Below are 12244 nucleotides of genomic sequence, written 5' to 3'. Positions count from 1 at the left end.
GAGGGGTTCCTCGACCTGGACGTGCGCGTCACCTGCTCCTCCGGCACCTACATCCGCGCGCTCGCCCGCGACCTGGGCGCGTCCCTCGGAGTCGGCGGCCACCTGACCGCGCTGCGGCGCACCGCGGTCGGCCCCTTCTCCGTGGCGCAGGCCGGCGAGATCGACGAGCTCGACGTCCCCGCCGCGCTCCTGCCGCCGACGCTCGTGGCGGGCGAGCTGTTCCCCCTGCTGCGCCTCGACGCCCAGGAGGCGGGCGATCTCGCGAACGGCAAGCGCATCCCGGCCCCGGAGGCGGTGGCGGGCGCGAAGGGCCTCCTCGCCGCGGTCGGCCCGGGGGAGCGGCTGATCGGCCTCGCCGAGCGGCGCGGCACCCAGCTCAAGAGCGTCGTCAACTTCCCGACCGAGGACCTGCGGACGGCCGCCTCGTGATCGAGTGGTTCACGATCCTCCAGGTGGGGATCGCCGTCGCGGCCGGCCTGCTCTGCCTCGTGCTCGGGCTGCTCGCCCGCCGTCCCTCGGACGTCTCGGTCGGCGCGACGGCGATCGTCGAGCTGCTGCTGATCGTCCAGCTGGCGGTCGCGATCGTGTCGCCGCTGGTCGGCAACCGCCCGTCGGGGAGCCTGCCGGAGTACTACATCTACCTGATCTCGGCGCTGCTCCTGCCGCTCGCTGCCGGGTTCTGGGCGCTCATCGAGCGGAGCCGCTGGAGCACCGTGATCCTGGGCGTCGCCTGCCTCTCGATCGCGGTCATGGTCTACCGGATGCACCAGATCTGGTTCTTCCAGAGCGCCTGATCGGGCCCGCCACCGGGCCCGGCCCGGCGAGCGCCTAGCATGGACGTGCGATGTCGAAACCAGCCAGCGATGCGTCCGGACGGGCCGCTCACGACCCCTCAGTCCCCTCAGCCCCCGGGAGCGGAGAGCCGACCCGTTCCGCCCGCTCGCGCGGGATCGGCAGCCTCCTGGTCGTGGTCTACGGGATCCTCGCGCTCGCCGCGACGGGGCGCTCCGTCTTCCAGATCATCGACCGGTTCGACGAGGCGCCGCTGGCGTTCTCGCTCTCGGCGCTCTCGGCCGTCGTGTACATCGTCGCGACGGTCGCCCTGATCGTCCCGGGCCGCGCTTGGCAGCGGGTCGCGTGGGTGACGATCACCTTCGAGCTGGTGGGCGTGCTCGTGGTCGGCGCGCTCAGCCTCCTCGCTCCGCAGCTCCTCGGGCTCGCGAGCGCCGACCCGTTCGGGCGCCAGTCGACGGTGTGGGCGGCCTTCGGCGCCGGCTACCTGCTCATCCCGCTCGTCCTGCCCGTGCTCGGTCTCTGGTGGCTCCGCGTGCAGGGGCGGCGCACGGCCCGGGCGGCCGCCTGATGCGCGTCGAGACCCGCCCCGGCGACCTGGCCGGGATCGGACCCTCCGCCGTCACGATCGGCAAGTTCGACGGCGTCCACTCCGGGCATCGGGCCGTCATCGGCCGGCTGCACGAGCGGGCCCGCGAGCAGGGGCTCGCCGCCGTCGTCGTCACCTTCGACCGCAATCCGCTCAGCGTGATCGCGCCGGAGAAGTGCCCGCCCGTCCTGGTCGGCAACGAGCAGAAGCTCGAGCTCCTCGCCGGGACCGGCGTGGACGCGACGCTGCTGCTCACCTTCGACGAGGCGTTCCGGGCGCTCTCGCCCGAGCAGTTCGTCGAGCAGGTGCTGGTGGAGGCGCTCGAGGCCCGCGTGGTCCTCGTCGGCTCCGACTTCCGCTTCGGCGCCCGGGGAGCGGGCGACGTCGACCTGCTGCGCGTGCTCGGCGGGCAGCACGGATTCGAGGTGGAGCTGATCGACGACGTGCGGCCCGAGGACGGGCGCCGCGTCTCCTCCACCTGGATCCGCGAGCTGCTGGCCGAGGGCGACGTGGAGCACGCGACGCGCCTGCTCGGGCACGAGCCCGTCGTCCGCGGCGTGGTCGTGCACGGAGCGAAGCGCGGCCGCGAGCTGGGCTTCCCGACCGCGAACCTCTCGCCGCAGTCGCAGGGCCTGATCCCGGCCGACGGCGTCTACGCGGGCCGGCTCACCACCGACGGCGTCACGCATCCCGCCGCGATCTCGGTCGGCAGCAACCCCACCTTCGTCGGGGTGCCGCCCAAGCAGGTCGAGGCGTACGTGCTCGATCAGACGCTCGACACCCTCGACCTCTACGACCGCGTGGTCGACGTGGCGTTCGTCGGCCGGATCCGCGGCCAGGTCGCCTACGAGGGCGTCGAGCCCCTCATCCGCCAGATGAACCACGACGTGGTGCAGGTCCGCGAGGTCCTCGGCATCGACTGAGCGGGATGCCGGCCGCCGCCTAGCAGGGGCCGCGGGCCCGCACCAGCGGGAGAGGTCCCGGGGCCATCGGCGTACCGTGGCCGCATGAGCGAAACCCCCTCCGACTCGGCGCGCCCCCTCGCGCTCGTCACCGGCGCGACCGGCTACATCGGCGGCCGGCTGACGCCGCGCCTCCTCGAGGCGGGCTTCCGGGTGCGCGTCCTGGTGCGCGACCCGCGCAAGCTGGTCGACGTGCCGTGGGCGGAGGAGGTCGAGGTCGCCCAGGGCGATCTCGGCGATCCGGAGTCGCTGGAGGCCGCGGTCGAGGGCGTCGACGTCCTCTACTACCTCGTCCACTCGATGGGCTCGGGCAACGACCACGCCCACTTCGAGGAAGTTGAGAGCCGCGCCGCGCAGAACGTCGCCACGGCCGCGAGGTCGGCCGGCGTCGGCCGCATCGTCTACCTCGGCGGCCTGCACCCCGAGGGCCAGGAGCTCTCGAAGCACCTCCGCTCGCGCGCTGAGGTGGGCCGGATCCTGATGGAGTCGGGAGTGCCGACGATCGCCCTGCAGGCGGGCGTGATCATCGGCTCCGGGTCGACCTCGTTCGAGATGGTGCGCCACCTCACCGACGTGCTGCCGTACATGCCCGCGCCGCAGTGGGTGCGCAACTTCATCCAGCCGATCGCCGTGCGCGACGTGCTGCACTACCTGATCGGCTCCGCGTCGCTCGAGGACGCCACGCTCAACCGCACCTTCGACATCGGCGGGCCCGACGTGCTCCGCTACGGCCAGATGATGAACGGCTACGCGGTCGAGGCAGGGCTCCCGCAGCGGCCGATCGCGTCCCTGCCGGTGTTCACCCCGTGGCTGGCCTCGCAGTGGGTCAACCTGGTCACGCCGATCCCGCGCTCGCTCGCGGTGCCCATCATCGCCTCGCTGCAGTACGACTGCGTCGTGCACGAGCAGGACATCCGCGCGCTCATCCCCGACCCCGAGGGCGGGCTGACCTCCTACCGCCGCGCCGTCCGGCTCGCGCTGGGAAAGATGCAGGCGGGCGAGATCGAGACGAGCTGGCAGAACGCGGAGGTCGTCGGCGCTCCCAGCGATCCGCTGCCGAGCGACCCGGAGTGGGCCGGCCACACGGTCTACGTGGACCTCAAGGAGCGCCGCACCCAGGCCGACCCGGCCAAGCTCTGGCGCGTCATCGAGGGCATCGGCGGCACCAACGGCTGGTACTCCTTCCCGCTCGCATGGGTGATCCGCGGCTGGATGGACCGCCTCGTCGGGGGAGTGGGCCTGCAGCGCGGGCGCCGCGACTCCGCGCGCCTGCACGCCGGCGACGCCCTCGACTTCTGGCGCGTCGAGGAGATCGAGCGGCCGAAGCTCCTGCGCCTGCGCGCCGAGATGAAGGTGCCCGGCGGGGCCTGGCTCGAGATGCGCGCCGAGCCCTCCGGAGACGGCGGCTCGGTCTACACGCAGCGCGCGGTCTTCTTCCCGCAGGGCCTCGCGGGCAGGCTCTACTGGTTCGCGATCCTGCCCTTCCACGGCATCATCTTCAACGGCATGGCCAACCGCATCACGGCCACCGCGGCCGACCTGCCGGACTCCGGCGACGAGCGCTCCCCTGGCGGGCGCCGGGTGCAGCGGTGACAATGGAGGGGTCCGGCGGCGGCGAGGCCGCCCGGGACGCCGACGAGAGGAGCACGATGAGCGAACGGTCGAGTACGGACGCGGGGCGCGGACTCCAGCTGGGGAAGGTCCTCTTCATCGGGGACAGCATCATCCAGGCGGGAGCCTGGGGCGAGTGGCTGACGGAGTCGACGGTCGTCGACGAGGGAGTCGGAGGGGCCACCACGGCGGACGTCGTCGCGCGGCTCGCCGAGCTGGTCGCGCAGGAGCCGGACACGGTGGTGCTGCTGATCGGCACCAACGACCTCGCCTGGCACCGCACGACGGAGCACGTCGTGCGCAACATCGAGACGATCGTCGCGACGTTCCGGCGCGATCTTCCGGACGTGCGCATCCTGGTGACCTCGGTCCTGCCGCGCGGACACGAGTTCGCACCGCAGATCCGCGAGATCAACCGCCACCTGTGGCAGTTCGCGCCCACGGCGCACGCGGGCTACCTCGACCTGTGGCCGGTGCTCGCGGGGGAGGACGGCGGACTGCTCGAGCAGTACTCGCCGGACGGCCTGCACCTCAACGAGGACGGCTACCGCGCGTGGCGCGAGGCACTGGGCCCGGCGCTCGAGGCGGTCGTGCGGATGCCTCCGCGGACCCGCCCGATCACGCTGCCCTACGACGAGTTCGCGCGGCCGAAGACGGCCTAGCGCAGCACCGTGGAGGGGGAGTCGACCGCAGGGTCGGCTCCCCTTCCGTCATTCCGCGGCCAGGGCGGCCTCGAAGGCCGCGAGGGCGTCCGCGGAGAAGAGGACGAACCGGACCTCGTCGAGTGCGCCGTCCGCGGTCGCCTCGCGGACCGTCTCCACCGCAATGCGCGCCGCGTCGTCCATCGGCCAGCCGTAGACGCCCGCCGAGACGGCCGGGAAGGCGAGCGTCCGCGCACCGAGACCGACGGCGGTGCGCACCGACTCGCGGTAGGCCGAGGCGAGGACGGCGCTGCGGTCCTCCCACCGCGAGTGGACGGGACCGACGGTGTGCACGACCCAGCGGGCAGGGAGGCGGCCGGCGGTCGTGGCGACCGCGGAGCCGGCGGGCAGACCGTCCGGCAGCTCGGTCCCGCGGAGCCGGCGGCACTCGGCGAGGATCTCCGGTCCGCCCGCGCGGTGGATCGCGCCGTCGACGCCGCCGCCGCCGAGGAGCGACGAGTTCGCCGCGTTCACGATCGCGTCGACGTGCTCGCGGGTGAGGTCGCCGCGCACGGCTCTCAGGGTGGTCACGACTCCTCCTCCAGGCTTCGTCCGAGGGCAGCGATCGCCGCAGGTCCCACGCGGCAGCAGCCGCCGATCAGATCCGCTCCCGCCGCGCGCCAGGAGGCGACCAGCGCGGGGTCGAAGGCCGCGTCGCCTGCCCAGCGACGCTCGACGGCGTCCCACTCCTCGCCGCTGTTCGGGTACACGACGACCAGCTTGCCGGTGACGGAGCGGGCGATGCGGACCGCCTCGGCGACGTCGCCGGGCGGGCAGCAGTTCACTCCCACGCCGACGACCTCCTCGGAGGCGGCGGCGACGGCGAACGCCTCGGCCAGGGGCTCGCCGGCCGCGGTGCGGCCCGAACGGCCGCTCACGCAGATCCAGGCGGGGACCGAGGAGCCCGCGAGGGCCTCCACGACGGCCCGCACCTCCCGCACCGACGGGATGGTCTCGACGGCGAGCAGGTCGGGCCCGGCCGCGGCCAGGGTCTCCAGGCGCGGGCGGTGCCAGGCGGCGAGCTCGCCGACGGTGAGGCCGTCGTCGCCGCGGTACTCGGAGCCGTCGCCGAGGCTCGCACCGAAAGGGCCGACGGAGGCGGCGACCCAGCCGCTCTGCGCGCGCCGGGCCAGGTCGACGCTCTCCCGGAGGGCGCGCTCGACGAGGCCCGGGGCCAGCCCCGCGGCTGCGAATCCGCTCGCGGACACCTGGTAGCTCGCGGTCACCGCGACCCGGGCGCCCGCCTCGGCGAAGGCGCGGTGCGCGGCGACGACCCGGCCGGGCTCCTCCAGCAGGACCCGGGCGCTCCAGAGCGAGGAGTCCACCGCGGCGCCCTGCGCCTCCAGCTCCGTGCCCAGGCCCCCGTCGAGCAGCAGCGGGCGCACCCGCGCCGCGGCGACGAGGCCGGCGGTCACGAGCGGTTGTTGGAGAGCTCGAAGATCTTCACGAGCTCGGCGATGGCCGCCTCGCGGGCGTCTCCGCCCTCCTCGAACATCGCGGTGATGTGCGTGCGGAGGTGGTTCTCGACGATGAGCTTGTTGAGCGAGCCGAGCGACTTCTGGATCGCGAGGGACTGCGTGACGATGTCGACGCAGTAGTCCTCGTTCTCGATCATCCGCTCGAGGCCGCGCATCTGGCCGCCCAGGATCCGGGCACGGTGCAGCGAGCGCTTCTTGAGGTCCTCGATCACTCCTCCAGCCTACGCGCCGCAGGCGGTACCCGGGCGGGGTATGCGCGCCTACGATCGAGGGGTGAGCACCCGCAAGCCGTCCCGCGCGACCGCCGCCCGCTACCCCTCGCGCGACCGCGCCCGCATGGCGCTCGCGCCCGGGATCCTCGGCGCGATCGTGCTGCTGGCCGGGCTCGCCCTCGTCGGCTCCGACGCCTACGACTTCATCCGCTACCCGGTCGCGATCCTCGCGGCGGTCATCGGCTGGTTCGCGATCCAGGCGCGCGCACTCCTCTGGCTGATCGGGCTCGTCCCCGTGCTCGTGCTGTGGAACCCGGTGCTGCCGTTCGCGTTCCCGGACGCGATCTGGTTCTCGCTGAGCCTCGCCGCGGTCGGCGTCTTCGTGGCGGCGGGTCTCGTGATCCGCGTCCCGACCCCGGAATGACGACGAGCGCGACCGTCCGCGCGGCGGAGCGCCGACCGGACCGCCCCGAGGAGTAGACTGGCGCCGCACCCGCACGCCGGGGATGCTGCGACCGGGTCCCAGACCCGTTGCTCGGAGCTCCCGACGGCCACCGGATGCACCGACGCCCGACGCCTCCCCGGAGGCGATCCGGCGGATGCACGGCGACGGCAGCGCGCGGGAACCCCTCCTCCGCCCCCCGTCACACATCGAGGAGGAGCATGGCTCGCAGCGGCCAGCGTCAGTCCGGTCAGACGCGACGAGCGTCGAACGCCGCCGGGAGCCGACCCCGATCGCGCTCGCGCGGCGTGGACAACGCGGGGATCATCCCGATCCTCGCCCGCCGCGTCCGCGAGGTGGAGGCGAAGGCCCAGACCGGCAAGGTCGGGCCGACCAACCGGACGAAGTTCCTGGTGATCGCCCTCCTGATGCGCGAGGAGCGCAAGCGGGTCAAGGTCGATCCCTCGCTCAGCGACGCGCAGCGCGCCGAGGAGATGAAGCGCCTCGACGGCATCGCCACGATCCTGGCCAAGACGGCCGCCCGCGACACCAGCCTGATCGCGCTGCTCGAATCGGAGGCCGGCGTCACGGCGGCCGCGCAGAAGCTCCGCCGCGACTGGCTGCTCGAGGCGGGCGCGGAGCTCAGCCCCGACGAGCTGCTCATCGTGACCGAGCCGGAGCCCAAGCCCGAGGTGCCGGTCAACCAGGTCGTGCCGCAGTCGGTGCGCGCCCGCCAGCTGGCGAACCCCTTCCTCCCGCCGGACTTCTCGATCGCCGAGGCCTCGGCTCCGGCGCCGCGCCGCAGGCTCGACGACTGGGAGCTGCTCGGGCCGCTCTTCAAGGCGTTCGAGTACGGAGCGGGCGGACGGGCCGCGAGCATGGAGCTCCCGGAGCCGCCGAAGCTCGACCGGGTCTCGCCGCGCGGCCGCGAGCTGATGCCGCACCAGGCGCGCTTCATCGAGAGCGCCCGCGAGGGGCACCGCAGCTTCCTGCTCGCCGACGAGCCGGGTCTGGGCAAGACCGCGCAGAGCCTCCTCGCCGCCTCGGTGGTCGGGGCGTACCCGCTGCTCGCGGTGGTGCCGAACGTGGTCAAGATGAACTGGGCGCGCGAGGTCGAGCACTGGACCCCGCAGCGGCGCGCCACGGTCATCCACGGAGACGGCGGCACGCTCGACGCGTTCGCCGACGTGGTCATCGTCAACTACGACATCCTCGACCGGCACATCGGCTGGCTCGGGAGCCTGGGCTTCCGCGGCATGGTCGTCGACGAGGCGCACTTCATCAAGAACCTCCGCTCGCAGCGCTCGCAGAGCGTGCTCGCGCTGGCGTCGAGGATCCGCGAGACCACTCCGGGGCACGATCCGCTGATGATCGCGCTGACCGGCACCCCGCTGATCAACGACGTCGACGACTTCCGCGCCATCTGGCGCTTCCTCGGCTGGATCGACGAGACCAAGCCGGGGCCGGAGCTGATGGGCCGCCTCGAGGAGACGGGCCTCACCCCCGCCGACACGGGCTTCTACCCGGAGGCGCGCGAGGCCGTGATCGACCTCGGCATCGTCCGGCGCAAGAAGATCGACGTCGCCGCCGACCTGCCGTCGAAGCGGATCGTCGATCTGCCCGTCGAGCTGGACGACGACCTCGGCCGCTCCATCCAGAAGGCCGAGCGCGAGCTCGGCGCCCGCATGCTGCAGCGCTTCAGGGCGGTCACCTCCTCGATCACGCACGAGCTCGACGACGACGAGCGCGAGCGGTTCATCCGCATCGTGGCGCAGAGCGAGCTCGAGGAGTCGAAGTCGGCCAAGACCGGCGAGAACGTCTTCACCATGGTGCGCCGGATCGGCCAGGCCAAGGCGGCGCTGGCCGCCGACTACGCCTCGCAGCTGGCCCGCTCGGTGGGCAAGGTCGTCTTCTTCGCGAAGCACATCGACGTGATGGACCAGGCGGAGGACACCTTCGAGAAGCGCGAGCTGACGTCCGTCTCCATCCGCGGCGACCAGACCGCGGCGTTCCGCCAGACGCAGATCGACGCCTTCAACGAGGACCCGGACGTCTCTGTCGCCGTCTGCTCGCTCACCGCGGCGGGAGTCGGCGTGAACCTGCAGGCGTCGTCCAACGTGGTGCTCGCCGAGCTGTCGTGGACCTCGGCCGAGCAGACGCAGGCGATCGACCGCGTGCACCGCATCGGCCAGGAGGAGCCGGTGACGGCGTGGAGGATCATCGCGGCGCACACGATCGACGCGAAGATCGCGGAGCTCATCGACGCCAAGGCCGGTCTCGCCGCCCGGGCGCTCGACGGCGCGGACGCCGAGACGGCCTCGGCCGACACGGTGCAGCTGGACGCCCTCATGCACGTCCTGCGCGAGGCGATCGGCTGAGCGCACCCGGCCGGGCCGGCTGAGAGCTCAGCCGGTCCGGGCGAGCGGTGCGGCGAAGAAGTCCTTCTCGAACGAACTCGACCGCAGGAACGCGTCCCTCATCGCGGCGCGCTCCCTCGGTGAGGCGTCGCGGGCGGCCTGCTCCGTGAACTCGATCGCCCGCTCGGTGGCCGTCGCGAAGACCGGGTCGCCGTAGGTGAGCAGCCAGTCCGCGTAGGGGTGCTCGGGGTGCCCGGAGGCGGCGAGGCGCGACCCGACGTCGGCGTAGAGCCAGAAGCAGGGGAGCAGGGCGGCGACGATCTCGCCGTAGCCGCCGCCCGCGGCGACCGCGAGCAGGTGGTCGGTGTAGCCGCGGGTCACGGGCGCGGGAGCCGCGTCCCGGGTCCCGAGCCGGTCGCGGTGCAGCTGCGCCTCCGCCGCGAGGGCGGACGCCGAGCCCTCGGCCCAGAAGACCTGCTCGGCGGTGGTCGGCGCGCGCTGCGCCGCCACGGCCAGGACGCGGGCGTACTCGGTGAGGTAGAGAGCGTCCTGCTCGAGGTACCACTCGAAGTCCTCCCGCCCGAGGGAGCCGTCGCCGAGGGCCCGCACGAACGGGAGCGCGTCGATCTCGTCGCGGAGGGTCCGCGTCCGCTCCCAGACGTCCGCGCAGAACGCCGGAGGACGTTGCCGGTGGAAGTGGTCGATCGGGCCGTTGCCGGAGCCGACCTCGAGAGCGTCGGCGGCGCGCAGGGCGCCGGTCAGCCACTCCTTGGCCTCCGTCAGCGCCTCGACCAGGGCGTCGGAGGAGGCGTTGCGCCCGGCCAGGAGCGTCGCCATCGCGGACGAGAGCGAGCACCCGGTGCCGTGCGTGTTCGAGGTGGCGACGCGCTCGCCGGGGACCTCGCGCACGAGGCCGTCGGGGGTGACGATCGCGTCCGGGGTGGCGGGGCCGTCGAGGTGGCCGCCCTTCACCAGCACGGCGGCGTCGAGGGCGCGGGCGAGCATCGCCCCCTGCGCGAGCGCGGCCGGCCAGTCGGAGGCGGTCGGCTCTCCGGCCAGCACGCCCAGCTCGGGGAGGTTCGGCGTCACCAGGTCGGCGCGGCGGAGCAGGTCGCGCACGGCGTCCTCCGCCTCGGGAGCGAGCAGCCGGTGACCGCTGGTCGCGACCATCACCGGATCCACGACCACGACGGGCGGGCGGACCTCGTCGAGCCACTCGGCGACGACTCCGGCGTACTCGGCCGTGGCGAGCATCCCGATCTTCACCGCGTCGATCGTGACGTCGTCGCTCACCGCGTCGAGCTGCTCGCGGAGGAACGCGGCGGGTGGCAGGTGCACGGAGCGGACCCCGTGCGTGTTCTGCGCGACGAGCGCGGTGACGACCGCCATGCCGTAGCCGCCGAGCGCGCCGATCGACTTGAGGTCGGCCTGGACGCCGGCACCGCCGGTCGGATCGGTGCCGGCGATGCTGAGGACACGGGGGACGCGGGCGCCGGCGGTCACCGGTCCCACTCCGCTCGGATCAGGCGGGCGGCCGCCGCGGGGTCGGCGGCCGTGCAGAGCGCCGACACGACCGCGAGGCCGGCCGCACCGGCGAGGCGGAGTGGCCCCGCGTCCGCGGCTCCGACTCCGCCGATGGCGACGCAGGGCAGCGCCGCGGCCGCGGCGAGGGCGGCGAACCCGTCGACACCGAGGGGAGCGGGGTGGTCGGGCTTGGTCGCGGTGGGCCGGATGACGCCGACGCCGAGGTAGTCGACCGTCCCCGCGGGCAGGGCACGGACGGCGGCGAGGTGCTCGGGGGTGTTCGCGGTGAGCCCGATCACCGCGTCGGGACCGAGCAGCGAGCGGGCGGCGGTGACGGGGAGGTCGGACTGCCCGAGGTGGACGCCGTGGACGCGGGCGCCCGCGAGGCGGGCGGCGAGGGCGACGTCGACGCGGTCGTCGACCAGCAGGGTCGTGCGCTCGTCGAGGACGGCGGCGACGGCCCGGGTCAGGGCGACGAGCTCGGCGGCGGGGGCGTCGTGATCGCGGATCTGCACGGTCGTGACTCCGCCCCGGACGGCGGCGGCGACCACCGCGGGCACGCCGCGCTGGCCGCACTGGGCGGTGTCCGTGACGAGGTGGAGCGAGAGGTCGAGGCTCATGCGATCCGCGCCCCGGCCTCGGCGTCGGCCGGCTGGAGGGCAGCGAGGGCGTCGAGGAGGCCGACGGCGAAGGACCCGGGACCGCTGCTCGCTACGGCGGCCCGCTCGGCGGCGAGGCCCCAGACCGCGGAAGCGCTGACGGCCGCGTCGAGCGGGCGGGCGCCCGCGCCGAGGAACGCCGCCATCACGGCGCCGAGCGCGCAGCCGCCGCCGGTCACGCGGGTCAGCAGCGGGTGGCCGCCCGTGACCCGGACGACCCGCTCGCCGTCGGTGACGAGGTCGACCGCTCCCGAGACGGCGACCACGCCTCCGGTGCGGCGGGCGAGGACGCGGGCGGAGTCGAGCGCCTGCTCGGCGGTGTCGACGGCGTCCACGCCGCGGCCGCCCGCACCGGCTCCCGCGAGGGCGAGGATCTCGGAGGCGTTGCCGCGGATGATCGCGGGCCGCGCCTCGAGCAGCTCCACCGCCAGAGCGGTGCGGACGGGCAGCGGGCCCACGGCGACCGGATCGAGCACCCACGGGGTACCGGCGCGTCCGGCCGCGGCGACCGCCTCGCGAGCACCCTCGCGCTGCTCCGCTCCGGGCGTGCCGAGGTTGACGAGCACGGCCGAGGCGAGGCCCGCGAAGACGCCCGCCTCGCCGGGCAGGTCGCACATCGCCGGGCTGGCGCCGAGGGCCAGGAGGCTGTTGGCGGTGAAGCCGGTGACGACCGCGTTCGTGATGCACTGCACCAGGGGCCCGGCGGCGCGGAGCTCGGCGAGATCGCGACCCACGGACGCCGGGTCGGGCGCCGTGTCGGCGGGGAGGGTCGGGTGGACAGGCGTGCGAATGCTCATTCGCGACATCCCTTCGCTAGTACGAACTAGATCAGGTTCAACGGGTCTTCTCTCAGCCCTGGCGGGCACCCCGTGTCACTGCGCACGACCCTAGCAGCGGGCGCGGGCGCGCTCGCTGCT

The 12244-nt window shown here is 73.9% G+C and carries 13 protein-coding genes, 1 pseudogene and 1 riboswitch; of the genes and pseudogenes, 8 read left to right on the top strand and 6 right to left on the bottom strand.

What is annotated here, in order from left to right; translation table 11 throughout:
- The 6 genes and pseudogenes from C5C33_RS08980 to C5C33_RS08955 form a co-directional block, all read left to right on the top strand.
- A pseudogene (locus tag C5C33_RS08980) lies at positions 1–429 on the top strand (tRNA pseudouridine(55) synthase TruB); the annotation flags it as partial.
- Entirely contained in the window at positions 426–794 is a 369-nt protein-coding gene (locus tag C5C33_RS08975; RefSeq protein ID WP_104223058.1) for a hypothetical protein, read from the top strand. The pseudogene C5C33_RS08980 and the gene C5C33_RS08975, both read left to right, overlap by 4 nt.
- A gap of 50 nt (positions 795–844) precedes the next feature.
- Complete coding sequence (locus C5C33_RS08970) at positions 845–1363, top strand: hypothetical protein (protein ID WP_244229447.1); 519 nt, start codon at positions 845–847, stop codon at positions 1361–1363.
- Positions 1363–2304, top strand: a complete 942-nt coding sequence (locus C5C33_RS08965; RefSeq protein WP_104225670.1) for a bifunctional riboflavin kinase/FAD synthetase — start codon at positions 1363–1365, stop codon at positions 2302–2304. The genes C5C33_RS08970 and C5C33_RS08965 overlap by 1 nt, the downstream gene beginning before the upstream one ends.
- An 84-nt stretch (positions 2305–2388) precedes the next feature.
- On the top strand, positions 2389–3936 hold the full coding sequence (locus C5C33_RS08960; RefSeq protein WP_104233790.1) for an SDR family oxidoreductase: 1548 nt from the start codon (positions 2389–2391) through the stop codon (positions 3934–3936).
- 56 nt (positions 3937–3992) lie between these two features.
- On the top strand, positions 3993–4616 hold the full coding sequence (locus C5C33_RS08955; RefSeq protein WP_104225671.1) for a GDSL-type esterase/lipase family protein: 624 nt from the start codon (positions 3993–3995) through the stop codon (positions 4614–4616).
- A 48-nt stretch (positions 4617–4664) separates the two neighbouring features.
- On the opposite strand, the gene C5C33_RS08950 is transcribed toward C5C33_RS08955, so the two are convergent.
- From C5C33_RS08950 to C5C33_RS08940, 3 genes are read right to left on the bottom strand one after another with little or no spacing between them, the layout of a single operon-like run.
- Positions 4665–5186, bottom strand: coding sequence for an O-acetyl-ADP-ribose deacetylase (locus C5C33_RS08950; RefSeq protein WP_104246566.1), 522 nt, complete (start codon positions 5184–5186; stop codon positions 4665–4667).
- A complete protein-coding gene (gene mmuM / locus C5C33_RS08945) occupies positions 5183–6070 on the bottom strand; it encodes a homocysteine S-methyltransferase (RefSeq protein WP_104260940.1) in 888 nt (295 codons plus the stop codon). The genes C5C33_RS08950 and mmuM overlap by 4 nt, the downstream gene beginning before the upstream one ends.
- Positions 6067–6345, bottom strand: a complete 279-nt coding sequence (locus tag C5C33_RS08940; protein WP_104223062.1) for a metal-sensitive transcriptional regulator — start codon at positions 6343–6345, stop codon at positions 6067–6069. The genes mmuM and C5C33_RS08940 overlap by 4 nt, the downstream gene beginning before the upstream one ends.
- A gap of 61 nt (positions 6346–6406) precedes the next feature.
- On the opposite strand from C5C33_RS08940, the gene C5C33_RS08935 reads away from it, so the two are divergent.
- Together C5C33_RS08935 and C5C33_RS08930 are read left to right on the top strand one after the other, a co-directional pair.
- Positions 6407–6769 (top strand): DUF6804 family protein, encoded by a 363-nt coding sequence (locus tag C5C33_RS08935; protein ID WP_258059290.1) that lies wholly within the window; start codon positions 6407–6409, stop codon positions 6767–6769.
- 239 nt (positions 6770–7008) lie between these two features.
- A complete protein-coding gene (locus tag C5C33_RS08930; protein WP_104225603.1) occupies positions 7009–9165 on the top strand; it encodes a DEAD/DEAH box helicase in 2157 nt (718 codons plus the stop codon).
- A 27-nt stretch (positions 9166–9192) separates the two neighbouring features.
- Here the strand turns inward: C5C33_RS08930 and thiD are convergent, their stop codons facing one another.
- From thiD to thiM, 3 genes are all read right to left on the bottom strand, one after another.
- Positions 9193–10647 (bottom strand): bifunctional hydroxymethylpyrimidine kinase/phosphomethylpyrimidine kinase, encoded by a 1455-nt coding sequence (thiD, locus tag C5C33_RS08925; RefSeq protein ID WP_104260939.1) that lies wholly within the window; start codon positions 10645–10647, stop codon positions 9193–9195.
- Positions 10644–11288, bottom strand: a complete 645-nt coding sequence (gene thiE, locus C5C33_RS08920) for a thiamine phosphate synthase (protein ID WP_104249604.1) — start codon at positions 11286–11288, stop codon at positions 10644–10646. Before thiE ends, thiD begins: the two co-directional genes overlap by 4 nt.
- Complete coding sequence (gene thiM / locus C5C33_RS08915) at positions 11285–12124, bottom strand: hydroxyethylthiazole kinase (RefSeq protein ID WP_104260938.1); 840 nt, start codon at positions 12122–12124, stop codon at positions 11285–11287. The genes thiE and thiM overlap by 4 nt, the downstream gene beginning before the upstream one ends.
- Positions 12116–12207: riboswitch (TPP riboswitch) on the bottom strand. Its footprint overlaps the gene before it by 9 nt.
- Between the last annotated feature and the right edge of the window lie 37 nt (positions 12208–12244).

Source organism: Rathayibacter sp. AY1H3 (assembly GCF_002932015.1).
The sequence above is the reverse complement of the archived record's forward strand: the minus strand, read 5'-3'. Positions and strand labels throughout refer to the sequence as shown.